The 23,768-nt window shown below is 61.6% G+C and carries 23 protein-coding genes; 8 read left to right on the top strand and 15 right to left on the bottom strand.

Going from position 1 to position 23,768, the window contains the following annotated elements; all coding sequences use genetic code 11:
• Positions 1–4: 4 nt before the first annotated feature.
• From A4A58_RS20745 to fliL, 5 genes are all read right to left on the bottom strand, one after another.
• Positions 5–3,535, bottom strand: a complete 3,531-nt coding sequence (locus A4A58_RS20745) for a tetratricopeptide repeat protein (protein ID WP_349509582.1) — start codon at positions 3,533–3,535, stop codon at positions 5–7.
• Between the two features lie 248 nt (positions 3,536–3,783).
• Entirely contained in the window at positions 3,784–4,554 is a 771-nt protein-coding gene (locus A4A58_RS20740; RefSeq protein WP_068735654.1) for a MotE family protein, read from the bottom strand.
• Positions 4,551–4,988, bottom strand: coding sequence for a DUF6468 domain-containing protein (locus A4A58_RS20735; protein WP_068735652.1), 438 nt, complete (start codon positions 4,986–4,988; stop codon positions 4,551–4,553). The genes A4A58_RS20740 and A4A58_RS20735 overlap by 4 nt, the downstream gene beginning before the upstream one ends.
• Positions 4,985–6,184, bottom strand: a complete 1,200-nt coding sequence (fliM, locus tag A4A58_RS20730; protein WP_068735650.1) for a flagellar motor switch protein FliM — start codon at positions 6,182–6,184, stop codon at positions 4,985–4,987. Before fliM ends, A4A58_RS20735 begins: the two co-directional genes overlap by 4 nt.
• 18 nt (positions 6,185–6,202) lie before the next feature.
• The gene (fliL, locus tag A4A58_RS20725) at positions 6,203–6,694 is read right to left on the bottom strand and encodes a flagellar basal body-associated protein FliL (protein ID WP_068735648.1); all 492 of its coding nucleotides are present in this window, start codon (positions 6,692–6,694) and stop codon (positions 6,203–6,205) included.
• Positions 6,695–7,056: 362 nt separating this feature from the next.
• Here fliL and flgF point away from each other — a divergent pair, with 362 nt between their 5' ends.
• Genes flgF through flgH form a run of 4 tightly spaced genes read left to right on the top strand, consistent with a single transcriptional unit; the run spans position 7,057 to position 10,540 of the window.
• On the top strand, positions 7,057–7,821 hold the full coding sequence (flgF, locus tag A4A58_RS20720) for a flagellar basal-body rod protein FlgF (RefSeq protein WP_068735646.1): 765 nt from the start codon (positions 7,057–7,059) through the stop codon (positions 7,819–7,821).
• Between the two features lie 12 nt (positions 7,822–7,833).
• On the top strand, positions 7,834–8,622 hold the full coding sequence (flgG, locus tag A4A58_RS20715; RefSeq protein WP_068735643.1) for a flagellar basal-body rod protein FlgG: 789 nt from the start codon (positions 7,834–7,836) through the stop codon (positions 8,620–8,622).
• Between the two features lie 5 nt (positions 8,623–8,627).
• The gene (gene flgA / locus A4A58_RS20710) at positions 8,628–9,782 is read left to right on the top strand and encodes a flagellar basal body P-ring formation chaperone FlgA (RefSeq protein ID WP_068735641.1); all 1,155 of its coding nucleotides are present in this window, start codon (positions 8,628–8,630) and stop codon (positions 9,780–9,782) included.
• Positions 9,783–9,787: 5 nt separating this feature from the next.
• A complete protein-coding gene (flgH, locus tag A4A58_RS20705) occupies positions 9,788–10,540 on the top strand; it encodes a flagellar basal body L-ring protein FlgH (protein WP_068736258.1) in 753 nt (250 codons plus the stop codon).
• 133 nt (positions 10,541–10,673) lie between these two features.
• Here flgH and A4A58_RS20700 read toward each other — a convergent pair whose 3' ends face one another.
• From A4A58_RS20700 to A4A58_RS20685, 4 genes are all read right to left on the bottom strand, one after another.
• Complete coding sequence (locus A4A58_RS20700; RefSeq protein ID WP_068735639.1) at positions 10,674–11,462, bottom strand: 2-keto-4-pentenoate hydratase; 789 nt, start codon at positions 11,460–11,462, stop codon at positions 10,674–10,676.
• Between the two features lie 140 nt (positions 11,463–11,602).
• Positions 11,603–11,866, bottom strand: coding sequence for a hypothetical protein (locus A4A58_RS20695; RefSeq protein ID WP_158005716.1), 264 nt, complete (start codon positions 11,864–11,866; stop codon positions 11,603–11,605).
• A 200-nt stretch (positions 11,867–12,066) separates the two neighbouring features.
• Positions 12,067–12,477 (bottom strand): RNA polymerase-binding protein DksA, encoded by a 411-nt coding sequence (gene dksA, locus A4A58_RS20690; protein ID WP_068735634.1) that lies wholly within the window; start codon positions 12,475–12,477, stop codon positions 12,067–12,069.
• 249 nt (positions 12,478–12,726) lie between these two features.
• Positions 12,727–13,137 carry a flagellar assembly protein FliX gene (locus tag A4A58_RS20685; protein WP_068736256.1) on the bottom strand — a complete coding sequence of 137 codons (411 nt, stop codon included), beginning with the start codon at positions 13,135–13,137 and terminating at the stop codon, positions 12,727–12,729.
• A 327-nt stretch (positions 13,138–13,464) separates the two neighbouring features.
• Here A4A58_RS20685 and A4A58_RS20680 point away from each other — a divergent pair, with 327 nt between their 5' ends.
• The 4 genes from A4A58_RS20680 to A4A58_RS20665 all read left to right on the top strand — a co-directional run bounded on the left by A4A58_RS20680 (position 13,465) and on the right by A4A58_RS20665 (position 15,999).
• The gene (locus A4A58_RS20680) at positions 13,465–14,589 is read left to right on the top strand and encodes a flagellar basal body P-ring protein FlgI (protein ID WP_068735632.1); all 1,125 of its coding nucleotides are present in this window, start codon (positions 13,465–13,467) and stop codon (positions 14,587–14,589) included.
• Entirely contained in the window at positions 14,589–14,936 is a 348-nt protein-coding gene (gene flgJ / locus A4A58_RS20675; RefSeq protein ID WP_068735631.1) for a flagellar assembly peptidoglycan hydrolase FlgJ, read from the top strand. The genes A4A58_RS20680 and flgJ overlap by 1 nt, the downstream gene beginning before the upstream one ends.
• Positions 14,937–14,953: 17 nt before the next feature.
• On the top strand, positions 14,954–15,448 hold the full coding sequence (locus A4A58_RS20670) for a hypothetical protein (protein WP_068735629.1): 495 nt from the start codon (positions 14,954–14,956) through the stop codon (positions 15,446–15,448).
• Between the two features lie 164 nt (positions 15,449–15,612).
• The gene (locus A4A58_RS20665) at positions 15,613–15,999 is read left to right on the top strand and encodes a hypothetical protein (protein WP_068735627.1); all 387 of its coding nucleotides are present in this window, start codon (positions 15,613–15,615) and stop codon (positions 15,997–15,999) included.
• 8 nt (positions 16,000–16,007) lie between these two features.
• On the opposite strand, the gene A4A58_RS20660 is transcribed toward A4A58_RS20665, so the two are convergent.
• The 6 genes from A4A58_RS20660 to A4A58_RS20635 form a co-directional block, all read right to left on the bottom strand.
• Positions 16,008–16,367 (bottom strand): hypothetical protein, encoded by a 360-nt coding sequence (locus tag A4A58_RS20660; RefSeq protein WP_068735624.1) that lies wholly within the window; start codon positions 16,365–16,367, stop codon positions 16,008–16,010.
• A 90-nt stretch (positions 16,368–16,457) separates the two neighbouring features.
• Positions 16,458–16,823 carry a flagellar biosynthesis regulator FlaF gene (flaF, locus tag A4A58_RS20655; RefSeq protein ID WP_068735623.1) on the bottom strand — a complete coding sequence of 122 codons (366 nt, stop codon included), beginning with the start codon at positions 16,821–16,823 and terminating at the stop codon, positions 16,458–16,460.
• Between the two features lie 3 nt (positions 16,824–16,826).
• Entirely contained in the window at positions 16,827–17,204 is a 378-nt protein-coding gene (gene flbT, locus A4A58_RS20650; RefSeq protein ID WP_068735619.1) for a flagellar biosynthesis repressor FlbT, read from the bottom strand.
• A 254-nt stretch (positions 17,205–17,458) separates the two neighbouring features.
• Positions 17,459–19,057, bottom strand: a complete 1,599-nt coding sequence (locus A4A58_RS20645; protein WP_068735617.1) for a flagellin — start codon at positions 19,055–19,057, stop codon at positions 17,459–17,461.
• 375 nt (positions 19,058–19,432) lie between these two features.
• Complete coding sequence (locus A4A58_RS20640; RefSeq protein ID WP_068735615.1) at positions 19,433–21,022, bottom strand: flagellin; 1,590 nt, start codon at positions 21,020–21,022, stop codon at positions 19,433–19,435.
• Between the two features lie 522 nt (positions 21,023–21,544).
• Positions 21,545–23,752 carry a tetratricopeptide repeat protein gene (locus A4A58_RS20635; protein ID WP_068735613.1) on the bottom strand — a complete coding sequence of 736 codons (2,208 nt, stop codon included), beginning with the start codon at positions 23,750–23,752 and terminating at the stop codon, positions 21,545–21,547.
• Between the last annotated feature and the right edge of the window lie 16 nt (positions 23,753–23,768).

The raw sequence follows: 23,768 nt of genomic DNA, 5'->3' as shown, positions 1-23,768 counted from the left end.
TCGCCTACCGCGCCATCTCGATCTTGCGGACATTGACCACCGGCTGCGGCTTCAGCGAGCCGGTCGGCATCGGATCGGCACTGGCACCTGGCAGGATCGCCTTGGCGCTGCTTTCGGGGAAGCGCGTCTTCATCTCGCGCAGGAAGCCGTCGAGCGTATCGACGGACGCGGCCATCTTGGCAATGGCGGCGAATTCCGAAGAGTTCGTCGAGGTCGGCTTGCTCGCGGTGTCGAAGGCGATCTTGTCGGCACCGACATTCATCAGCGGCGCATACTTTTCGCGGAAGCGCGCGAGACCGAGGGCGTCTTCCGCCAGCGCATAACCCACGACAGCACGGATAATGTCGCTCTTTTCGCTTGGCGTCAGCGGCGAGAAATCCCGCCAGCGGTCGCCATAATAGAGTTCGATCTGTTCGGAGGCTTCGCGCCAGCGCCGCGACGACCAGTAGATATCCGAGCGGAGCCGGATCGCTTCGCGCCCGCTGACATGAGAGATGATGTCGAGAGCCAGCTCACGGCGGCCGATGTCACTCTGCGCCCGCGCCTCAAGCAGCAGCCGCTGCTGGCGTAGTTCGCCATTGAGATCGGCGATACGCGTGGTGCGCAGCGCGGCAATGGCGCGGTCGGGCTTGCGGCTCATCAGATAAACCATCGCCAGACGCGCAGCGACCTGCGAGCGTGCAGCGCCTTCGAGACGGTGATCGACCTGATACTGCAGCAGCTCAGCGGCCTGATCGAGCAGATCGACAGCTACGAGACGATCTGCGAGACGGCGGATCATCTCGTCACCGCGGCGGCCGATCGGCGTCAGTTCGCGAAACTCGTAGAACATCGCCAGCGCATCGACCGGCGGCAGGCTGTCGCCTTTTGGCGAGAGATAGATCTGCGAGAACAACGCCTGAGCTTCGTCCTGCACCTGGCGCGCGGCTTCGCTGTTGGCTTGGCGCTCGGTTGCCGTGCGGGCGGCCAGCAGCGAGTCATTGTAGCGGCCGAGTTCGGCATACATGCGCGACAGGATCTGCAGCACCTGCACTTCCGTGCCGTCGCCGCGCCAGGTCACTGCCAGCACTTCGAGATCATGCAACGCGTCCTCGTTGCTGATCTCGTTGCGCTTCTGGCGCAAATTGACTTCACGCAGCTTGGCTTCCGCTGCGGATTGACGATCCACCGAACCGGTGACGTCCTGATACTTCGACAGCGCGTCCTTCTCGCGGCCGAGCGCCTCATCGAGCCAGCCGCTGAGCAGCATGGCCGCAGGCTTGATCTCCGGCGAGATGCCGACCGTTTCGAGCTCACTCCCGCGCGACGACGCGCCGGCATAGTCCTTGACTTCGAGCGAGGCCCGCAGCGCCAGCATCAAGGCCGCGCGCTGCAGATCGGCCGGCAGCGCCGCGAGCGTGAATTCGGCATTCTTGAAACGCTCGCGCGCTTCGACCCATTTTTCCTGTTTGGCGTAGGCGAGCGCCTTCCACAATTCGCCATCGTAACCCGGCCCGAGCACCGGATTGGCGATATCCTTCAGGGTCTGTTCGGGACGCCCCATCATCGCGCTGGCCACCGCATGAACGATCAGCGCCACGGGGCTTTCCTCGCCGACCTTGGTGTCCGCGATCGCGAGATCGGCGACGCCCTTGGCCTCGTGATACATGCCGCGCGCCATGTAGAATTTGGCCAGATCCATCCGCGCCTGCGGCAGCGAACTAGCTTCGCCCGATGACATCGCGTTGATCAACTCGTCGAAGCGCGCGTTGAACGGGCCTTCCTGATCCTTGCGCCACTGGCCGACATCAAAGATCGGCCGGGCGACCGTCGAGGCACGCTGCGGCGCTGCATCGGCGGCCGACAGCGTCAGGCCACCGGGCTTTGTGAGCATCACCTTGTCGATACTGGCTTCAACGGACACGTCGTCGGAGTTCACCTGAACCACGACGCCGTGGATGGATTCCAGCATCGAGAATTCGACGAAGTCCTGCCGGCGGATGAACCCGCGCGATGGCGGCAACGCGGTGATGATGTTGAGCGTGTCGCCAGCATCCGGATCGACCAGGCGATGCTTCAGACCGGGCTTGGCCAATGGCACCTGCACGCTGGCACGCGAGGGATCGGCAATGTTACGCACCGCGGACAACGGCTGCGACGGTGTCTGCCGGGTGTCGGCGAGCATCAGCGACCAGGCCTGGCCTGCGCCGGCGGGATCGTCGGTCGTGAGAGAGGCCAATTGCGGGCGATTGAGGCGGATGCGGATCGCCTGCCCCTTCTCCAGCGGGATCGTGCTCACATCGGCAATGATCGATCCGCTATCGCGGCGGATCGGCGCGGTGTCGATGGGCCGCGTCGAATCTGCCACCAGCCACAGGATATCGCCGCGGCGAAACAAAGCGATCGGCGTTTGCGATGGAAAGGCAAAGGCTATGCGCACGCCGTCGCTGCTGCGCTTGACCTCAACCGGCATGCCCGCCGGTTCGGTCAGCGCAGCAGCAACGGGTGCAGCAGCAGGGGCCGCCGCAACGACAGGCGCTGGCGGCGGTGTTTCTTTCGCGGGAACCGCGACAACAGGCTCAGCTGCCGGCGCAGGCTTGGGTGCTTCAGCGACCTTGGCCGCCTCGGGCTTTGGCTCTTCCGGCTTCGCTGCCGCGACGGGCGCTGCCGGTGCAGCCGTCGCAACCTCGACTTTCTTCTCCGAAACGATCTCTTTCGCGATCATTTCGGAGCTCGGCGGCACGATCTCGCCGGAGCGCTGTGCCGGGACGCTGGCGGGTTTTTCGACCTCAGGAGGCTTCGCCGCGACCGGCGGTTTCTCGTCCACAGGAGCAGCCACTGGCAGCTTGGCCAGCGGCGACGGCTTTTCGTTCTGCTGGAAGCCGATGTCGACGACGTAGCTCTTGTCCTCGCGGAACGACTTCACATCGACGTCGCCGATCAAGCTGATCTCGACCGCGGTCCGGTTGCCGTCCATCGCCTGACCGATCGATGCAACATTAGCGGGTGCGGACAGTTTGGCATCGGCGAGATCGAACACCAGACCGGCATTGAAGGTGAGCGTCAGCGTCTTCTCGTTCAGCACCGACGATACACCGACACCGCCGGTCTCGAACACGAAGCGCACGAAGGTCGGCTGCACGGATGCGCGTACGCGGATCGGCGGCTTCTTCTGGCTTTCCGCGGCAGCGCGTTGCTGGCGCAAGGCGCGCTCTGCCATGCGCGCACGCTCCGACAATTCCTTGACCACATCCTGCGGCAAACCGGGCGGCATGCCTTTCCAGGTGTCGGGCAACAGATCGATGAAGATGCGCTCGCCCGCCGTCATCGAATTGACAGTCACCCTGCGTGACAAAGCGAGACGGATCGCCGTGCCATCGGGATCGCGGCGCGCGGAGCCGATATAGTCGGGGGCGGCGTCGCCGAGAATCTCGACAGGAATATCGACCGGCCGCTTGAAGCGAATGACGAGAATGGTGCCGGCTTGCGTCACTTCGGACTCCACATCCTCGGCGAGCTTCAACACGATGCGGCCATAACCGCCCGACGTGCCCATGCTGGCGGTGCCCCTCACCGCTTGCGCAGATGCGGCATCCGGGAACGACAGCGCAAAACAGACAATGCCCGCGAGGACCGCACAACGTCGAACGGCCCGCGTCCATGCGCGAGCTTGCGTCCAACATGCAACGGCAGCCGTCCGTGCCATTCAGAAGTGTCTCTCAGCCCGATGCTCGAAGGACGACCAGTCGCCCGCCCTGTGTCGAATCTAGATTCCGCGCTCTAAGGATTTGTTAATTAATTTCTTTAATTCCGGCCCTGCTGGATCGGCCTGCCTTCGATCTTGGGCAGTTCCACCGCCGCGGCAGATCGTTCGCCGCCCGAGGCGCGGCGCGCCAGTTCAACGGTGAGGCGTTCAGCGGCCTCCGGCTGCATCAGACCGAGAATGTCGGACATCTTCCGAGGCGCGATCTGCGAGGCGATCTCGAACAGCACCGGCATTTCCAGCCGGTCGAAGATCTTCGCGGCGTCCTTCGGCTTCATGCTTTCATACATGGTGACGATGCCCTTGAAGCGGGCAGCGTCGACTTCGCTCTTCTGGTCGTTCGCCGTCTTGATACCGGCTTCGACGCCCTTCAATTCATCGACACGGGTTTCGATGCGCTTCTCGGCAGCCTTCAGCAGGCTCTCGCGAATGTCGATCTCACGTGCACGCGCTTCCAGTTCCTGACGGCGCGCTTGCAGCCGTTCAAGGATCGCCCGTTCAGCCGGCGAGATTTGAGGAGACAGTTCGACAGGCGGGTTGCTAGTCGGTTCGATCGCTGCAGGCGCTGCTACCGCGGGCTTCGGCTCTTCCTTCTTGGCTGACACCGAGCCGGTAATGTCGCCGTCCGCTGGCTTGCCGCCCGGGAAGTTGAACATCTCCTGCGCCCACGATCCTTTCGTAGGCTGAGGCTGCGGATCGTAGTTGAACACGTAGCCGCCATCGATCACCAGGCCGGCGATCTTGAGAATCGCCAGCCCGAAAACCGCCACCAAGACGACAGGAAGAATACGAACGTCCCGAAAAGCTTTCATGCAGCGATGCCGTCAGGCCTCCTCCGCTCGGCGAACGCCTGCGCTGCCGCGGCATTGGCCCGCGCTGCGGACACCCGCGGCGCATCAGGGTCGGTTTCGGTGAGCGGCCGTGCCGCCACCGCGATCTTCGACAGCCGGCGTACGACAGCGTCGCTCTCGGCGAGCTGGGCTTTCAGCTGTTCGGCCAGCGCCGTTGCCGCCGAAATCTGGCTGCCGAGATTCTCATTGACGTCGCGCACGGTATGCTTGAGTCCGCCGATCGCACGCTCGGCAATCTCAGTCACGGTGATGAGCTCGCCGATCGTGGCCTTCAACGATTGTTCGTCCGCCTTGAGGCGCTTCAGGCGCTTATTGAGCAGCATGCAATAGGCGATGGTCAGGATCAGAAGCACCGCAACCAGGCTCTCGATCACAATTCCTAATGAATGACTCATTGTGCCTCCATTAATTTAGTTTGCTCGTCAGCCTTCTCAAACATGGCGAAGGTTGTGTTAGGCTTGCGTAATTGTTTCGTGACTCGAATGGCAACGCGGTCGCCGACACGGCCCATGCGACCTTCAGTCAAGGTCACGGCTCCGCAACGCACGGCAACAAGGGCATCGGCCCGCATTTCCAGCGGCAGCGTATCGCCCACTTTGAGAAGCATCAGCTGCTTCAACGGGATCTCCGCCTCATACAACACCGCATCGACGGCGATCTCGGCCTGAGCAATTTCAGTGGCGAGATGGCTTTCCCAGATCGGATCACGGCCGAATTTTTCGCCCATGAACATCTGCATGAGCACGGCGCGGATCGGTTCGATCGTCGCATAGGGCAGCAGCAATTCGATATTGCCGCCGCGGTCTTCCATGTCGATGTGCAGGCGCACCAAGATGGCGGCGTTGGCTGGACGGCTGATGGCGGCGAAACGCGGATTGGTCTCAAGCCGGTCGATGTTGAAGCTCACCGGCGACAGCGGCCGGAACGCCTGTTCAGCGTCGGCCAACACGACTTCGATAAGGCGCTTCACCAGATTGGTTTCGATGGTGGTATAGGGACGGCCCTCGATGCGCAGCGAGGCCTGACCTCGACGGCCGCCGAGCAATACGTCGATCATCGAATAGATCAGGCTGGAATCGACGGTGGCGAGACCAAAATTCTCCCACTCCTCTGCCTTGAACACGCACAGCACGGCAGGCAGCGGAATCGAATTCATATAATCGCCGAAGCGCACCGAAGTGATGCGATCGAGCGAGACTTCGACGTTGTCGGAGGTGAAATTGCGCAGGCTCGTGGTCATCAACCGCACCAGACGGTCGAACACGATTTCGAGCATCGGCAGACGCTCATACGACACCATCGAGGAATCGATGATGGCGCGAATGCCGGAATTCTCGTCGAGATGGACCTCGTTGACGCTGAAGCCGAGAAGGTTGTCGATTTCTTCCTGCGAGAGAACGCGCTCGCCGCCGTTCTTGCCGCCGCCAATATCGCGACCGCCGTCCTCGACCATGGCGGCCCATTGCTCCGCCATGGTGCCGGTGAGTTCGTTTTCGGCAGCCGCTTTCGCCGCCTCAACGGGATCCTCTGAATCCAGAGACGCTTCCCATTCGGCGGCAATTGCGTCCTGATCGACCTGTTCGGGTGACATCAGCCTAAATCCAATTCCTCACTGAATGAGGATTTCCTTGAACAGCACGGCGTTCACGTGATGGGGCGAGATCGCAGCATTGACGCGCCGCGTCAGCTCTTCCTTCAGCCGGAACATGCCAACGGAGCCGTTCAGATCGGTGGTGCGCAGTTCGCGCAGGTAAACCTGGAACATGTCGGTGATGCGCGGCATCGACGGCGTGATCTGCGCCACCAACGGCGCTTCCTTCACCTCGAGCACGATCTTGGCCTTGAGATATTGCACGCGCTCGCCGGGCTGACCGGCAAGGTTCACCAGGATCTCCGGCACATCGATGAAGGCGAGCGGCTTCGCAGCCGGCGCCGCCTCTTTCTTCTCTTCCTTGGAATGCCCCTTCAGGAAGAACCAGCCGCCACCGCCCGCAGCAAGCACCAGCACGCCCACGACGATTGCGATCAACTTGAATTTGCTCTTGGGAGCTGCCGCCTCGTCCCCGGTCGGGGTGCTTTCTGAAGTTTCCGTATCCGCCATCGCCTGCCCGTCCGGGGTTGGGATGAGCTCGATGCTGCAAAGCAGGCTTTAAAGACGCGATACAAATGCTGCCAGCGCCCAAGGCCCTGTGTGATCGTGACGCTAGGTCGCAATGGTTAACGGAATCTTTCTTTTGACGCTCAACTAGGAAAATTTTGCCGGCAAATATGGTCAACAAGACCTTTCTGCCGCCCGTTTTCACGCCCCTAAAACTACCAACAAACTGAAAAATATCATCTTTTTAGCTTGGCACGGCTTTCGCTACGTAGTCTGCGAACCGCGGCTTGGGAGAGCTGTGCGGTTTACGGGATCCACGGCGAGCTTGGGAGAGCGAACCGCGGGAACTTAGGGGAGAACCACCGATGGAGAATATGCTTCTCGTCGGACTGTCGCGGCAGATGACGCTTCGGCGTCAGATGGACGTCGTGGCGAACAACATTGCGAATATCAACACGAGCGGCTTCAAGGCCGAGCGGACGATTTTCGAGGAATATCTGAGCCCGGCCGCCCGCGAAGACAACTTCGTCGGTCGCGACCGCCGCGTGTCCTTCGTGCAGGACCGCGCCACGATGCATGATTTCACCGGCGGCGCGACCGAGCAGACCAAGAATCCGCTGGATGTCGCCATCGACGGCAACGCCTTCCTCGCGGTGCAGACCCCGAACGGCGAGCGCTACACCCGCGACGGCGGCCTGCAGATCAATTCGCAGGGCCAGCTCGTGACAGCGGCGGGCGCACCGGTGCTTGGCGCCAATGGCCCGATCGTATTCCAGCAGACCGACCACGACATCAACATCTCGCAGGACGGCACGGTCACGGTGCTCGAAGGCATCAATCGCATCGACTCCGTGCGTGGCAAGATTCGCATGGTCAACTTCGCGCAGCCCCAGCGGCTGGTGAAGGAAGGTTCCAACCTGTTCTCGGCCGGTCCCGGCGCCAATCCGCAGCCATCCACCACGTCGAAGCTCAATCAGGGCTTTATCGAAAAGTCGAACGTCAGCTCGGTCGTCGAGATGACCCGGATGATCGACGTCACCCGCGCCTATACCGAGCTGTCCAACATGCTGCAGTCGCAGGGCGACGCGCGGCGCTCCGCCATCGAAAAACTTGCCGACGTTCCGGCTTAAGGAATCTGACCCATGCGCGCTCTTTACACTGCAGCGACCGGGATGGCGGCCCAGGAACTCAACGTCCAGGTCATCTCGAACAATATCGCCAATATGCGCACGACCGGCTTCAAGAAGCAGCGGGCGGCGTTCCAGGACCTCATCTACGATCACGTTCGTCGCGTCGGTGCGCAGGCATCGGACCAAGGCACGGTCATCCCTGTCGGCGTCGACATCGGCGGCGGCGTGAAGACCGTCGGCACTCCGCGCTTGATGACACAAGGCACACTGTCTGCCACCGGCGGCGATCTCGATATCGCGGTCCGCGGTGAAGGCTTCTTCAAGATCCAGCTCACCGACGGCACCTTCGCCTATACCCGCGATGGTACGTTTTCCACTGACCAGCAGGGCCGCATCGTCAACGCGCAGGGCAACCTGCTGCAGCCGACGATCTCGATTCCGTCCGCATCGTCGCAACTCTCGATCAATGCCCAGGGCCAGGTCTCGGTCATCGTGCCAGGTTCGACGACCCCGACCGTGCTCGGCCAGATCAGCCTCACCCGCTTCATCAACAAGGCCGGTCTCAATTCGATCGGTGACAACCTGTTCACCGAAACACCTGCCTCCGGCCCACCGCAGGACGGCGTCGCCAATGCCGACGGCTTCGGCGACATGCAGCAGCGCAACCTCGAAATGGCCAATGTCGAAGTCGTCACCGAAATCTCGGACCTGATCGCCGCGCAGCGCGCCTATGAGATGAACGCCAAGGTCATCAGCGCGGCCGACCAGATGCTGCAATCCACCGCCGGCATGTTCCGCTGAGGAGAATGATCATGACATCAGCCATGCGTTCGCTTCTCCTCGCCAGCGCCCTGCTCGCTGCAGCGGCCACCGCTGCGCTCGGCCAGGCGCAGCGCGACGAGGTCATCGCATCGCCGACACTGCGCGCCAATGTCACGGTGTCCAGCGACGTGGTGCGGATTGGCGACGTCATCGACAATGCCGGCCCCACCGCGCAGATCGCGATCTATCGGGCGCCCGACCTCGGCACCGTCGGGACGCTTTCGACCGCGCAGGTCATCGCGGCGTTGCGGCAGCATCAGGTGATCGGCGTCGATACACGCGAGCTCAAGTCCATCACCGTGACGCGGCTGTCGCGCAGCATCGACAGCAAGGATATCGAGAATCAGGTCGCGCAGGCGCTGGAGAACCGCCATGGCCTTGGTGCCGCCGCCAATCTGAGCCTGACCTTCGATCGCGAAGTCCAGGGCCTGCAGCTCGACGCCAGCAATACCGGCGCGTTGCAGCCCGTCGCGGCCCGGTTCGACGCGCGCAGCGGCCGTTTCGACGTCACCTTTGCGATCGGCAACGACTCCAACGTGTCTGCCACCAAGCTGCGTTTCACCGGCAGTGCCGTTGAGACGGTGGAAGCGGCGGTGCTGGTCCGCGGCGTCGAACGCAATGAAGTGCTGAAATCTTCCGATGTTGTCGTCGAGCGTCGCCCGAAAGCCGAAGTCGGCAACGATGGCGTAACGCGCGACCGCGCCGTGGGCATGCAGAGCCGCCGCCAATTGCGCGCCGGTCAGGCAATCCGCAATGCCGACCTCGCCAAGCCTGACCTCGTCACCCGCGATCAGGCGGTGACGCTGATCTACGAAACCGCCGGGCTCTACCTCACGCTCCGCGGCAAGGCCATCGAAGGCGGCACCGAAGGCGACGTGGTCAATGTGATCAACCTGCAGTCCAAGCGCACCGTCTCCGGTGTCGTGGTCGGTCGCGGCCAGGTCGCCGTCTCCGCTCCATCGCCGCGTCTCCCCGCGCAAGTAGAAACTCCCGCGCCAACTCTTGCCCCAACCCGCGAGTCTCTCCCGTCCGAAAAAATCTCCCAGGCCAGACCTCCCCTGACCGACTCTCCCGCTGCCACCTCTCCCGTCGCGCTTGCTGCCAACGACCACGTGCCTGTTTCTCGAAAAGCTGAGTAAAGTTGATGTTCCAGTTCCATCGTCCCTTCGCCACCGGCGCTGCGCTTCTGACGGTCGGCCTTGCTGCCAGCGGCTGTTCATCGATCGACCGTCTCGCGTCCATCGGAGAGAAGCCTGCGCTCACGGCGATCGAAAACCCGACGACGCAGCCCGGCTACAAGCCGGTGCAGATGCCAATGCCAAAGCCGGAGGTCGCATCCTACAACGCCAACTCCCTGTGGCGCAGCGGATCACGCGCGTTCTTCAAGGATCAGCGCGCACGCCAGATCGGCGACATTCTGACGGTCACCGTGAACTTTACCGACAAGGCCAATATCGCCAACGAGACCCAGCGCAGCCGCACCAATACGGAAAACTCGGGGATCACCGACTTTGCGGGCAGCAAGCTGCTGACAGGTTCGGCTGCCTCGGTCCTGCCCGGCCGTCTGCTGACGGCTGATGGATCGTCGTCGAGCGACGGCAAGGGATCGGTCGCACGGCAGGAAGCGTTGCAAACCAGCGTCGCCGCTGTCGTCACCCAATTGCTGCCGAACGGCAATCTCGTGGTCGAGGGCAAGCAGGAAATCCGCGTCAACTACGAGATCCGCGAACTGATCGTCGCCGGCATCGTGCGTCCAGAAGACATTCAGAGCGACAACACCATCGACAGCGCCAAGATCGCCCAGGCCCGCATCGCCTATGGCGGTCGCGGTCAGATTTCGGACGTCCAGCAGCCGCGCTACGGCCAGCAAGTGATGGACGTGCTGCTACCCTTCTAACGTTATGAGCTCCCACATCTCATCGTGCTCCCATGCGATGAGGTGTTCACGCGCGGCCTTCCGTCAGCTCCCCTGGCGGAAGGCCGTCGTCGTTCTGGACAGACTCTAAACGCGGCCAGGCGAAGCGCTGCGGTCAGCTCTTGAAATCCACCTCGACACTGCCCAATCCCAGCAACTCCATCCGGACGTGATCGCCAGCATTGAGCCATGCTGTCTGCACAAGACTACCCGTCAGCACGAAGTCCCCGGCGCGCAATATTTTGCCTCGGGCCGCGAGATGGTTGGCAAGCCAGGCCAGTGCATGATGTGGATGGCCAAGAACATCGGCGCCGTTGCCGCGCCCCACTTCCGTGCCGTTGACGACGGCACGTCCAATCACCGACAGAAGATCAGGCGCCTTGCCACGAGCAACAGGCACCCCCAGAACACATCCTGCCGCAAAGAAATCATCCGCGATCAGTGTCGGCGCATCCATGCTGCGCCAGTCCGCATAACGATCATCGACGATCTCGATAGCCGGATGATAGGCATCGATCGCTGTTGCGACATCATCGGCCGTGAACGGCTCGCCCGACGGCATCAGATCGTTCGCGAACTGGACCGCAATTTCACACTCCACGCCGACATGTACATAGTCGTTGTAGCGCAGCGACGTTCCGGCGGTATGAACACCGCCCATATAGAGTCCGCCGGCGCAAGGATGCGAAATACCGAGATATTGCTGCATCACCGCACTGGTGCAGCCGATCTTGTAACCGACCTGCAAACCGAAATCGGGTGACAGCAAATTGTGAAGCGCGTCCTGCACGCGATAGCCGTCAGCTTCGTCATGCGGGACCGCGTCTGGCGGCAACACGGTGAGCGGCGTGCGGTTATGGCGGACGTAGGCCAGGATTTCGGCGATCGCGAGATATTTTTCCATCGGTGCCCCCTTCGCTGGTCGAACAATTCATGTCGAGACATCAGCGATGCGGGTAGCGATCACCATTCGGCTTGGCAAGCACGCACGGTGTCGCTGCAGCGAACTGATGCTTGCTTGTAATTTCCATCGGACTTCTAAACTCAGCCAAAAACCTTGGTGAGATCCTCGTGGAGCCGCCTCATCCCGGCGGGCCCGGTGAAAATCTCCTTCACCTCGGCCAGAGCTTCCGTCGTCAGGACATCTTCGGAGCGCCGGCCCTGCGCCGCAGTCGCCAGGATGCGCGAGGCGATGGCAGCCTGATTGCAGGAGGTGCGGTGCTGCTCAGGCACCTTCGCGACGACCTTCTGGAGAACGTTGCGCATCAGCGCAATCGTATCGGGATCATAAGAGGCAGGCGCAGCCATCATTCATCCTCCCTTTTTTTCTGGGCCCAGCCTACGTCCTATTGGGGAATGATGACGTTCATATTCGCGTGTTTTAAAATGTCATCGTGCTGCAGTGCAGTGACTGCGACATGCCGCATCGCGCTGCGTGCGCGATGCACATTCGGAATTCCGAAATGTCAAACGGCCGCCCAAGGGGCGGCCGTTTGACATCGGAAAGACTATTCGTCGCGATAGACCTTTTCGCGCTTCTCGTGGCGCTCCTGGGCTTCCACGGAGAGTGTTGCGATCGGGCGGGCTTCAAGCCGCTTGAGTGAGATCGGCTCGCCGGTCTCCTCGCAATAGCCGTAGGTATTATCCTCGATCCGCAGCAGCGCGGCGTCGATCTTGGAGATCAGCTTGCGCTGCCGGTCGCGCGCTCGCAGTTCGATCGCGCGGTCGGTTTCCGACGATGCCCGGTCGGCGAGGTCGGGGTGATTGACGTTCTCCTCCTGCAAAGCCTGCAGGGTGAGTTTCGATTCACGGAGGATTTCTTCCTTCCAGGCCAGCAATTTCGCGCGGAAATAGTCGCGCTGCCGGTCGTTCATGAAAGGCTCTTTTTCGGAGGGGCGATAGCTTTTCAACTTGTCCAAGGCCAATCCATCTATGCGTGCAAGGCGCCGGAAATGACCGGCCGCGCCGCAGCTTATATAGCTAGGTCATGTGACAGACAATAACGTCAGGATACCTCCGGAACGGCCATCCACCGCCGGGTTTCAGGGCCGGAACCGTGCTGCTGCAGCATGTGGCAGCAGCCCGGCCCGGTCTTTGGTCAAAGGGCTGTGGAAGGCTAAACGGCGCTTATACGGGCTACAGCCGGACTTGGGGCCGCTCCGAGCGGATCAGACCTGGCCAGCCTTGGCCAGCTCAACTTCGACCCGCAGCTCGATCTCGGAAAGCACGGCGTCCAGACCGGGGTCGCCGGATGATTCCTTGAGATTGGCTGCTGCACTGCGCAACCGCGCCACCATGGCCGGATTGATCGAGCCCGCGAGCAGGCCGATCTTGAGTTCATCGAGGACATCGAGCGCGCCGCGGCCGCGCTTCACCGAGCGCTTGCGACGCTCCATGGGATCTTCGACGCTCTGCATGGCCAGAAGCGCATCGATACTGTTGGCCGCCCGGGGCGCTACGGTCGGTTTGGTCTCGGAGGTCGGTGTCGCATCAGGCAACGAAAACCCGGTCGAACTGGTTTTCTTCGCTCCTGACGACGGGGCTCCGAATGTAGTGCCGTTCGGTCCGTAAATGCGCATCGGCGTGTCCAGCGAGGGTGATGGCCAATCCCGGCCCACGGCGGCTTGCCGTTCGCTCAGTACCATCGCGAGCGTAAACGGACCTCCAACCGGAAAGGTCGTCTTTTATGGTTAATCAATCGTAAACGGCCCGGCAAAATCTGCCGCAGGCGGCACATTCGCCGGGGCGCAGGCCACTCGCCCGGCCCGAAACTCCTCATCATTCCTATTATAAATCAATGCCTTAAAGCTCTTCGAAACACTGGCACGGCCCTCGCATAATGAAAGTCGGATCGTCGTCATGGGAGTGGCGAGCGGTCCAGTGAAGACCTCAGCGGGGAGCAGAGGATGCCGAGCCTACCTTCGATCCGATTCTGTCAGACGGCCTGTGCGGTGCTGCTCGTGCTGCTCATGCAGGCGGTGTCGGCACATGCGACGTCGCGGATCAAGGATCTCGCCAATATCGAAGGCGTCCGGCAGAATCAGCTGATCGGCTACGGTCTCGTGGTCGGCCTCAACGGCACCGGCGACACCCTCAACAACATCCCGTTCACCCGCCAGTCGCTGCAGGCAATGCTGGAACGCATGGGCGTCAACATTCGTGGCCAGACGCTGCGCACCGGCAACGTCGCCGCCGTCATGGTCACCGGCAACCTGCCCGCCTTCGGCACCCAGGGCACCCGCATGGACGTCACCGTCTCGGCGCTCGGCGATGCCAAGAATCTGACCGGCGGCACCCTGCTGGTCACCCCCCTGCTCGGCGCCGACGGCAATGTCTACGCCGTCGCCCAGGGCTCCCTCGCCATCAACGGTTTTGCCGCCGAAGGCGCTGCCGCCAGCATCACCCGCGGCGTGCCGACCGTTGGCCGCATCGCCAATGGTGCCATTATCGAGCGCGAGATCGAATTTGCGCTGAACCGCCTGCCCAATGTGCGCCTTGCTTTGCGCAACCCCGACTTTACCACCGCCAAGCGCATTGCCGCCGCCGTCAACGACTTCCTGGGATCCAAGACCGCCGAGCCGATCGATCCCTCCACCGTGCAGCTGTCGATCCCGCCGGAGTTCAAGGGCAACGTCGTCGCGCTGCTCACCGAGATCGAGCAGCTGCAGGTCGAACCGGATCTGGCCGCCAAGATCATCATCGACGAACGCTCCGGCATCATCGTGATGGGCCGTGACGTGCGCGTCGCCACTGTCGCCGTGGCGCAAGGCAATCTCACCGTGACGATTTCGGAGAGCGCCAATGTCAGCCAGCCCAATGCATTCTCCAACGGCCGCACTGTCGTCACGCCAAGCACGCGTGTCGGCGTGACCGAGGACGGCAAGAAGTTCGCATTGGTGAAGGACGGCGTTTCGCTGCAGCAGCTCGTCGACGGCCTCAACGGACTCGGCATCGGCCCGCGCGACCTGATCGGCATCCTGCAGGCCATCAAGGCCGCGGGCGCCATCCAGGCCGACATCGAGGTGATGTGATGAACGTCAACACCGCCGTCGCCGCCTATCAGGCCAAGCACCCGACCATCAATGGCCGCCCCGATCAGACCCTGATCGATGCCCTGCACAAAGTGTCGCCACAAGCTCAGGCCAAGACGCGCAAGCAGTCCGAAGACTTCGAGGCGATGTTCATCAACACGATGTTTTCGCAGATGACATCAGGCATCAAGGGCGAAGGCCCGTTCGGCGATACCACCGGCACCGGCGCATGGCGCTCGATGCTGACAGACGAATATTCGAAGTCCTTCGCCAAGGCCGGCGGCGTCGGCATCTCCAACGAAGTCTTTCGTTCGCTCATCATCCAGCAAGCCAATCGCGCCAGCTGATCGCAGAGGACACCGCCATGAACAACGCGCAACGCCAGCAAGCCGCCCCGATCGTCGCACCGCGTTCGGTCGCGACGTTGATGGAAGCCCGCCAGCTCGCCGACGAGTTGATGAAGGTGATGAACGAACTCCTCGCCATCATCGAACAGGAGACGACGCTGGTCCGCGCCGGCAATATCCGTGACGCGATCAAACTCGAAGCACCGAAGGCGGACATTTCACGTCGTTACATCGCGATGATCTCGCTGCTCAAGATCAGCCAGACATATCTCGCGCAGAAGACGCCCGACCTGCTCTCGGCCTTGCGCAAGCACCACGACGTGTTCCGTGCGATGCTGCAGGTCAATCTGACTGTGCTCGCCACCGCGCATGCGGTGTCGGAAGGCATTGTCCGCGGTGTCAATGCCGAGGTTCAGAAGCGTAATATCCCGCAGACCTATACGGCCGCCGGTCGACAGGCTCAGCCGGGCCGGGTCAACATGACACCCATCGTCGTCAGCCGGTCACTTTGATCGTATAGTTCGTCACGCGGCTGTCGCTGCGTTTGACGCACCGCGGCATTGCTATCTTTTGAACTAAATTACAGCACGCAAGTAAGCACCGGATTCAGCCGTTCGGTGCATAATGTTGTTTGGGAACGGGTCGGGATTTATCGAATGGAGCCAGGAGGGCTGCCATGGGTGCCGACTTCAATATCAAACCGGTGGGGGCACCGGTCGCCACACCGGTCATCAGACCCGCACCAGAAGCGGTGCGCGAAGCCGTGCCTACGCAACTGCCTCCCGACAAGACCGTATCGGCAGCGCCCCGCGTGCTACAGCCGAACATTTCTGCGGCGAACTATCAGCAGGTCGATAGTGATCGGATTTCGAAGGAAGTCATCATCGACAAGGGCGCAGGCGAGATCGTCTTCGTGTCTGTGGACAAGAAGTCCAACCAGGTGATCGACCAGTATCCCGAGGAATCGCGACTGCGCTCCCGCGCCTATCTGCGCGCCATGGACACGCTCAACCAGGACGCAAAGCTGCAGAATCGGCGTATGGAGACGGATCGCAGGATCTAATGCGCTGATCAGACGTTGCGCGTTGCAAAGGCCGTATCGAGATAGGTGCTGCCGGTGGCGGCGTCGGTCACGACGTTCTTGATCGTCGCCTTGTTGTTGGCCGTCATCTGGAACTTGGTGTCGCCCACGCGAAACGAGTTATCCTTGATCAGGACCTGCTGATACTTCACGGTCCCCTCGCTCTGATACTTCACCTGCGCGCGGAAGCCTTCGACCTGCGAAATCGCGACCTCGAACTTCTTCCCATTAGCATAGGTGCCCTGCCAACTGCCTTTGTAGGCGTCGGCATCCACCGCCACATACTTGCCTGCCGTGACCGGCGTTGTCGTCTTGTAAGCCGTTGCAAGAATGCTGAGTGCGTCTGCCATCGTGCCTCGTCGCACGCGGCTTCGAATCGCCGCGCCTGTCAGGCGCCATTAGGCCGCTCAGACCGTTAAGCTATCGTTACGGAGTCAGGTTCACGGGCGACCGGACAGTCCCGCGGCAATATTGCGGTTGATATCGATGAGCGCCTGGAGATGTTCGACCTGGCGGACCTGCTGAAGCGCGGTGCACTGCGTCAGAACAAAAATGCCGATATTGGCGATATTCTGCCGGATCTCGATCGATTCCGGATTCTGGTCATTCATGGCATCGCCGACGAAGATGGACCAGAGCTTGCGATTGAACAGAAGAGCGTCGTCGAGACCTGCATCAGTATGGTCCCAATTTTCAACAACGTCCTGAAGCTTGCGCGCTGCTTTCAGAAGGGCTTGGGCTTCGATGTCTCTCGGTGTCGCCGTGGTCTGTGCAGTACGCGCGTAGGCTTGAGCACCGATCGACATTCGCTACCTCAAAAACTCTTCTTCCCGCTTGATCAGCGGACGTAATTCCTTGAGTGCTTTGTAAAGCGCGCCGCTTAAAATAAGCTTACTGACGTCCTCGATCGTTTCGCGAAAACTCGGAACCGCTTCGATCAATTCCTTGATGAAGCCGAGATATAGCTCCTGATAGGCCGGGATATCGTTCTCCAGATACATCATCTGCACGCAGAGATAGACTCGTTTGACCGGCGTCGTTGCAGTCTCCGACGTGAGGATGTCCTTTTCGCGCATGATCGGCGCATCGCCATCGATCAGAAACGCCGTGCGCGTATCGGAATTGGTGATCACGCTCTGACCGATGATGATTCGCTCACCCGGCTTCAGTTCGACTCGCAAAGGCATTCAGCTCTCCTTCCCCGCAGCGGCCGTGAGGCCACATGCAAAGCCAATGGTATCTGGTGCCACGTTTCGGGCGGGCATGACTATCCAGGAACCCTGAAAATACGCCTGCGATTCGAATAATACCAGCGTTCAGCGACCGGCGTCTTCAGTTTGGGGAAAGCCAGGATACCGGGCGACGCGCCGCTGACTACCCGACCAACGAAAAACGGCGGGATTTCTCCCGCGGTTCGGTAATCTTGGTGCGACCGCCAGACTTACTGGAGCAGCTTGAGTACGCTCTGCTGCGACTGGTTGGCCAGCGCCAGCGCGGACACCGCGATCGACTGCCGGGTCGACAGTGCCTGGCTGTTCGCGGCTTCCTCGTTGGTGTCGGCCAGCGTCAGGTTGGACGAGCCGGTCTGCAGCACGTTGATCAGGTTCTTGGCGAATTCCTGACGGATCTGCACGATCGACAGGTTGGAGCCGAGCGCCGAGGCCTGCGCGCGGAGAACCGAGCTGGAGATATTGAGCGCAGCCAGCGTGTTGTTCGCCGAGGTATTGTCGAGAAAGTCAGCGCCTGCGGCAAGCTTGCCGAGACCAAGACCCGCCGGCGTCAGCGTGGTGCCGGCGATGTTGAGCGTCGATTTTCCGGTTTCGTTGAACACGAGCTTGAGCTGATCGCCACCGAGCAGGTTGATGCCGTTAAACGAAGCATCCTGGGACGTGGTCGTGATCTGGTCGATGATGTTGTTGTACTGCGCGACGAGATTGGCGCGCGAGGTCTGTGACGCAAAGTCCGTCACCGGCGTGCTTGGCACCAGGCCATTGAACAGCTTGCCGACGGCCGCGGCCGTGCCGCCAATGGCGCCGATGGTCGACGAGGCCGCATCGTTGGACGTCTGGATGGTCATGAAGCCGGCGGGATCGATGACGGCTTGCAGGTTGTTCGGCGCCAGCGCGGCGTTGAGCTGCGCCAGGGTCGAGACCTGGCCGCTCGCGGTACCGAAGGTGATGTTCGTTGCGGTGCTCGACGGATTGGTTGCCGCGATCGTCAGCGTCAGTGCCGGCGGGCCACCCAGGGCCGTCGGACCTGAGGTCCGCGCCTGGGTCACCGACGTACCCAGCCCGAGCCCGGCGAGCGCGGCGGTGTTCGAGCTCGTGATCGACAGATCAGAAGCCGCACCCGTGTGCAACGTGATCGCCCCGATGGGCGCTGCCGTGTTGACTGCAGAGCCGGTACCACCCGACAGCGCATCGATCTTGCTCAGCAGCGTGGTGACGCTGTCCGTGATGTTGATTTCGTTGGCGCCCGAAGCGCCCGACGCCCTGAAAGTCAGACTCTGACCATTGACGGTGATGGTGTCGTTCGCCGCGAAACTGGTGGCGATCGAGTCCGTGGCGGCAGCACCCGACAGCAGCGTGGCGCCGGTGATGGCAGCGGCATTCTTGTTATTCGCGACAGTGCCGACATAGGTGTTGTCGGTCTTCGTGGATGTACCCAACAGGTTGTCGGCGGTCGCACCGGGATTGATCGGCGTCGTGAACGACGACTTGGCGTTATAGCCGACCGGAATTTGCAGCGCCTGGTTGGCGATCGATTTCGCGGTATCGACCAGCTTCTGCAGCGAGGTGATGCCGGTATTGGCCGCCTGCAGCACCTGCACGCCGTTGCCGATGCCATCGAGCAGGCTGTTGATGTCGCCGGCGCGGCTGTCGAGCCCTGCTGCCGTGAAGAAATTCGTGGGGTTGTCGAGCGCGGTGTTAACCTTCTTGCCCGTCGCAAGACGGTTCTGCGTCGTGGACAAGAGGTCCGCGGTCGACTGCAACGACAGCAGGTTCTGGCGAACCGAAGCCGAAAGAACGATGCCTGACATATGGAAACCTTCCTGTTCCCAGCGCGGTCGACCTTCAGGTCGCGCAAGCGCATGGTGCATCTAACGAGACCCGCCTCGCCGCGATGCTGCCGGTTAAATTTGACGCCCTTCTGGAAGAGGAATCTCGGTCCGCCTTGCGGCGATGCCCGGATTAAACGCGGCCGATTCTCGGCCTACCTGCTTCCTACTCAGGCCGAATATGACCGACGACCATTTAAGATATGGTTAACAGCGGATTAAGGCTTTCGTAAAACTGTCCCAAAACGGCAAAGGCCCGGAAAGCTTGAGCTTTCCGGGCCTTTGCGACGATCGGACAACGAAAAACGGCGGGGCTTTCTGCCCCGCCGCCTTCTGTTTCGACTAGTCCGCTGAAGTTTAGCGGAGCAGCTGGAGCACGCCCTGCTGCGACTGGTTGGCCAGCGACAGCGCGGAGACGGCGATCGACTGACGGGTCGACAGCGCCTGGCTGTTGGCCGCTTCCTCGTTGGTGTCGGCGAGGGTCAGGTTCGACGCACCGGTCTGCAGCACGTTGATCATCTGCTTCGAGAAGTCCTGACGCATCTGCACGACCGACAGGTTCGAACCGAAGGCCGAAGCCTGCGAACGCAGCGTCGAGCTGGCGTTGTTCAAACCGGTCAGCAGCTTGTTGGTGGCAGCGTTGTCGAGGAAGTCTTCGCCCTTGGTCAGCGATTCCAGACCCAGACCAGCCGGATCGAAGGTGACGCCCGAGATGCTGAGCTTCGACTTGCCGGTTTCGTTGAAGGTCAGAGCCAGCGTGTCGCCGTTCAGCAGGTTGACGCCGTTGAAGGAAGCGTCAGCAGCCGTCGTCTTGATCTGATCGATCACCGTGTTGTACTGGGCAACCAGACCCGCACGGGTGTTCTGAGCGTTGACGTCTTCGACCGGAGCGGAGGTGTTCAGCACGCCGAACATTTTGCCCGCACCAGTCGCCGAACCGCCGATGATACCGCTGGCCGTCAGGTCGAACGAGGCTTCGTCGTTGGTGGTCTGGATGGTCAGCTTACCGTCCTTGTTGACCGAAGCCTGCAGGTTGCTGTTGGCAAGCTTCTTGTTCAGGTCGTCGAGCGTGTTGACCTGACCTGCGCCACTGCCGAACGTGATAGTCTGGGCAGCGCTACCGTCAATCGCACCGATGGTCAGTGCCTGTCCAGCCAAAGTGCTGGTCGGGACGGTGGTGCCGGCAGTGAGGCCGAGCTTGCTGAGTGCGGTACCGCCGAGCGTGATACTGGTCGACTTATCGCCTGCCGTGATCGTTACCGCGTTGGTGGCAATCGCGAAGGAGCTGCCTGCACCAGCGAGGCTTTCAACGGCGGCCTTCAGCGTGGCAGTCGTGGACTGATCGCTGGTGCCGGCGTTGTCATAGGTGAGGTTGATGGTGACGTTGCCATCCGCATCAGTCACCGAAGCAGCCGTACCGGCAGTCGCGGCTCCGGTCGCGAAGGTGATCGTCTTGCCGTTGACGGTGAGCGTGTCACCAGCAGCGAAGGCACCACCAGCGGCCGTGCTCAGGTCAGAGCCGGTTGCGAGGGTGGCGACCGTGGAGCCGGTCAGTGTCGCAGCCGTGTCGGGTGCGAGCAGGGTCTCGGCGGTCGCGCCGTCGATCGTCGTAGAGAACTGCGACTTGGTCGAATAACCCGAGGTCGCCTGCAGCGCCTGGTTGGCGATCGACTTGGCGGAGTCAACGAGCTTCTGCAGCGAGGTGATGCCGGTATTGGCAGCCTGCAGGATCTGCACGCCGTTGCCGATACCATCGAGCAGGTTGTTGATGTCGCCAGCGCGGTTGTTCAGGCCCTGCGCGGTGAAGAAGTTGGTGGGACTGTCGAGCGCCGAGTTGACCTTGTTGCCGGTCGCGAGGCGGTTCTGGGTGGTGGAGAGAAGATCCGCGGTCGACTGCAGCGAGAGCAGGTTCTGACGGACGGAGGACGAGAGTGTAATGCCGGACATGTTTGGTTACCTTCCTGGTAGACACAACGAACGACCTTCTTGGTCGACACGGGGTAACATGACCGTCAGATTCTAAGATTGCGTAAAAGGGAAGCACGCGATTTTACACGCCCGGAGGATGTATTTAACTACCAGTTCGCCTCGAAAACCGAGGCCGAATATCCCATAAAAACAGCGATTAGTTGAATTGTATCAGCGACTTTTCAATCCGAGGCAGCGCCTCATGCCGTGCTCATCCGCGGCGTCAAATCACCGACCCGGTTGCAGCTTCCCCAGTGGGCATTCAGACAAACTTAACTAGATAGATCGTGGCGCATGCAACAATTTCGCGTCTGAAGCATGTACCAACCGCCGCGTCGGCAATTGCCCGACATGCATGGTCGATTGCGACCGGCGGCTGCCAGCCGCTTCATCCTCAAGCCATAGTGTCATTGAGTTTGCCGCCGATCCTGGCGCGGCATGACACGTCCACCGCCGTCGACGGTGAGCCGTGGCGGTTGCGCTCGATCGGGCGGCATGAGCTTACGACGTCGACTCCTCGCAATACCTGGTCCACATGGCCCGGTATTGCTCCTCGACCGCGCGAGTATAGGCGGCCGGACTGCAGCGCTCGGCGATCATGTCCGGAAGCCGGGCACGAATGTCCGCGAGTTCGTCGAGCGTCGCACCGAGCGCGCGCGCGATATACGCCTCATCATCATCGACGACCCAGTCATTGAGCCCGACGGCAGACAGGATCGCTCCCGATAACCGGCTGCCGACGGCGATGCCCAGCTTCGCCACCACGGGCACACCCATATAGAGTGCCTCCCAGGTCGAGACGCCGCCGCCTTGCGGAAACGTGTCCAGTCCAACATCGACGCTGGCATAGGCGGCGAGATGCTCCTCGCGCGACGTCGCGCCCAACAAAGTGATGCGATCGGCGGCAACACCTTGGGCGGTGAACCGGCCGAGCAGCGTCGCCTGCACGCGCGCATCGTCGAGCGCCGTATCCTTGATCAACAGGCGCGACGTGGGATCGGCATCGAGAATGCGCGCCCAGAGGGCAATGGCGGCGTCGGAGAATTTGGTGATCCGGTTGAAAATGCCATAGGTCGTATAGCCGTTCGTCGCGCGCGGCAGCGCCGCCGAATGCAAGCCCGCAGGCGGCTCCTCGACGATGATCAGGCACGGTAGATCAGCGATCTTCTCGGCATGCAGATGCCGCGCATGGTCGGGAATCGCGACCGGATCGGAGAACAGATAGTCCATGGTCTGCAGCCCAGTCCCCGTCGCATGGCCCCAGGCGGTCACCTGCACCGGCGCGGGCTTCAGCGAGAAACTGCGCAACCGATTGCCAAAGCTATGGCCGGACAGATCGACCAGGATGTCGACACCGTCTGCCTTGACCTGTTCGGCCAGTTCGCCGTCCGACATTTGGGACACATCGCGCCACCGGTCCGCGCAGGCCTTGAACGTCTCCGTCACGGCGTCCTGATGCGCGGACACCGAATAGCACACCACCTCGAAGCGCGACTTGTCGTGGTTTCGCAGCACCGGCCGAAAGGCGAACGCTGCTGAATGCTGCCTGAAGTCTCCCGACACATAGCCGACGACGATCCGCTTGTCGCTATCGCGCGCATTGTCGTGCAGAAGCGTTCGCTCGACGGCGATCTTGGCACCGATCTGGCGCCACCACTCCGACCTCGCCGCCCAATGCTGCTCGAAACCGGCGCCTTCGATGAAATCCAGCATATAGATCCGGTTCGACAGCGCAGCTTCGGCATACGGCTTGAGGGCAAGCGCGCGGTCGATGCAAGCGTTCGCCGCCTCGATGTCGCCGAGAAACGCGTGGCACTGACCGAGCTGCGACAGCGCGTTGACGAATTCCGGATTGATCTTCAGCGCCTCGGTGTAGGCTTCGAGCGCCTCCGAGACTTTCATCGCGTGGAGTAGCACGTTGCCGCGCCCGAGCCACGCCTCGGCGATCGTGCGGTCGAGTGACAGCGCCTTGTCGAAGCTGCGCAGCGCGTCGATGCGCTGGCCGCATGCGAACAAGGCTTCGCCGCGATTCACCCAGGCGCCGGTGTGGCTCGTATCAAGCGCCAGCGCGCATTCGAAATCCGTGACGGCTGCTGAAAAATGCCGGATCTCCAGATGCACGGCGCCACGGTTGACATGGGCCAGCAGGAACGTCGGCTTCAGACGGACCGCGACGCTGTAGCATTCGAGCGCTTCGGCGAAGCGGCGCAGCCGGTGCAGGGCATTGCCCTTGTTGTTGAACGCATTTGCATATGACGGCATCAGCGCGATCGAAGCATCGAAGCTCTCGATGGCGTCCACATTGCGGTGCAGTCCAGCCAGCGCATTGCCGCGGTTGAAATGTGCGTCCGCGAAATCCGAATCCAGCACCAGCGCCCGGTCGGCAAAATCGAGTGCATCGGCAAAGCGGAGCTGGGCGGAGAGAATCGCCGACATGTTCGAATAGGCGGCGGCCGACGCCGAATCGAGCATGATCGCCCGGCGCACCAGACGCTCGGCCGAATCCTGATTGCCCGTCTGATGCTCGCAGACGCCAAGCAGATGAAGCGCATCGAAGTGATTCGGATGCTTTTTGAGAACCTGCTTGTAGAACCCGCGCGCTTGCTCGATGTCGCCGCGCTGATGCACTTGCTGCGCCTGCATCAGCAGCGCCATGAGCTTGTCCTGCTTGCGATGGACCGCAGGCGCAGCGTGTCTGGCCAAACTCATTCGAAATATTCTCCCT

The organism is Tardiphaga robiniae, assembly GCF_001618955.1.
GTDB classification, from domain to species: Bacteria; Pseudomonadota; Alphaproteobacteria; order Rhizobiales; family Xanthobacteraceae; genus Tardiphaga; species Tardiphaga robiniae_A.
This window is presented reverse-complemented; position numbering and strand designations above follow the sequence as displayed.

Bases quoted from the DNA above. Each gene is read 5' to 3' on its own strand.
- A4A58_RS20745 (WP_349509582.1), bottom strand. From the start codon at position 3,535: ATGGGCACGTCGGGCGGTTATGGCCGCATCGTGTTGAAGCTCGCCGAG.
- A4A58_RS20740 (WP_068735654.1), bottom strand. From the start codon at position 4,554: ATGAAAGCTTTTCGGGACGTTCGTATTCTTCCTGTCGTCTTGGTGGCG.
- A4A58_RS20735 (WP_068735652.1), bottom strand. From the start codon at position 4,988: ATGAGTCATTCATTAGGAATTGTGATCGAGAGCCTGGTTGCGGTGCTT.
- fliM (WP_068735650.1), bottom strand. From the start codon at position 6,184: ATGTCACCCGAACAGGTCGATCAGGACGCAATTGCCGCCGAATGGGAA.
- fliL (WP_068735648.1), bottom strand. From the start codon at position 6,694: ATGGCGGATACGGAAACTTCAGAAAGCACCCCGACCGGGGACGAGGCG.
- flgF (WP_068735646.1), top strand. From the start codon at position 7,057: ATGGAGAATATGCTTCTCGTCGGACTGTCGCGGCAGATGACGCTTCGG.
- flgG (WP_068735643.1), top strand. From the start codon at position 7,834: ATGCGCGCTCTTTACACTGCAGCGACCGGGATGGCGGCCCAGGAACTC.
- flgA (WP_068735641.1), top strand. From the start codon at position 8,628: ATGATCATGACATCAGCCATGCGTTCGCTTCTCCTCGCCAGCGCCCTG.
- flgH (WP_068736258.1), top strand. From the start codon at position 9,788: ATGTTCCAGTTCCATCGTCCCTTCGCCACCGGCGCTGCGCTTCTGACG.
- A4A58_RS20700 (WP_068735639.1), bottom strand. From the start codon at position 11,462: ATGGAAAAATATCTCGCGATCGCCGAAATCCTGGCCTACGTCCGCCAT.
- A4A58_RS20695 (WP_158005716.1), bottom strand. From the start codon at position 11,866: ATGGCTGCGCCTGCCTCTTATGATCCCGATACGATTGCGCTGATGCGC.
- A4A58_RS20685 (WP_068736256.1), bottom strand. From the start codon at position 13,137: ATGCGCATTTACGGACCGAACGGCACTACATTCGGAGCCCCGTCGTCA.
- A4A58_RS20680 (WP_068735632.1), top strand. From the start codon at position 13,465: ATGCCGAGCCTACCTTCGATCCGATTCTGTCAGACGGCCTGTGCGGTG.
- flgJ (WP_068735631.1), top strand. From the start codon at position 14,589: ATGAACGTCAACACCGCCGTCGCCGCCTATCAGGCCAAGCACCCGACC.
- A4A58_RS20670 (WP_068735629.1), top strand. From the start codon at position 14,954: ATGAACAACGCGCAACGCCAGCAAGCCGCCCCGATCGTCGCACCGCGT.
- A4A58_RS20665 (WP_068735627.1), top strand. From the start codon at position 15,613: ATGGGTGCCGACTTCAATATCAAACCGGTGGGGGCACCGGTCGCCACA.
- A4A58_RS20660 (WP_068735624.1), bottom strand. From the start codon at position 16,367: ATGGCAGACGCACTCAGCATTCTTGCAACGGCTTACAAGACGACAACG.
- flaF (WP_068735623.1), bottom strand. From the start codon at position 16,823: ATGTCGATCGGTGCTCAAGCCTACGCGCGTACTGCACAGACCACGGCG.
- flbT (WP_068735619.1), bottom strand. From the start codon at position 17,204: ATGCCTTTGCGAGTCGAACTGAAGCCGGGTGAGCGAATCATCATCGGT.
- A4A58_RS20645 (WP_068735617.1), bottom strand. From the start codon at position 19,057: ATGTCAGGCATCGTTCTTTCGGCTTCGGTTCGCCAGAACCTGCTGTCG.
- A4A58_RS20640 (WP_068735615.1), bottom strand. From the start codon at position 21,022: ATGTCCGGCATTACACTCTCGTCCTCCGTCCGTCAGAACCTGCTCTCG.
- A4A58_RS20635 (WP_068735613.1), bottom strand. From the start codon at position 23,752: ATGAGTTTGGCCAGACACGCTGCGCCTGCGGTCCATCGCAAGCAGGAC.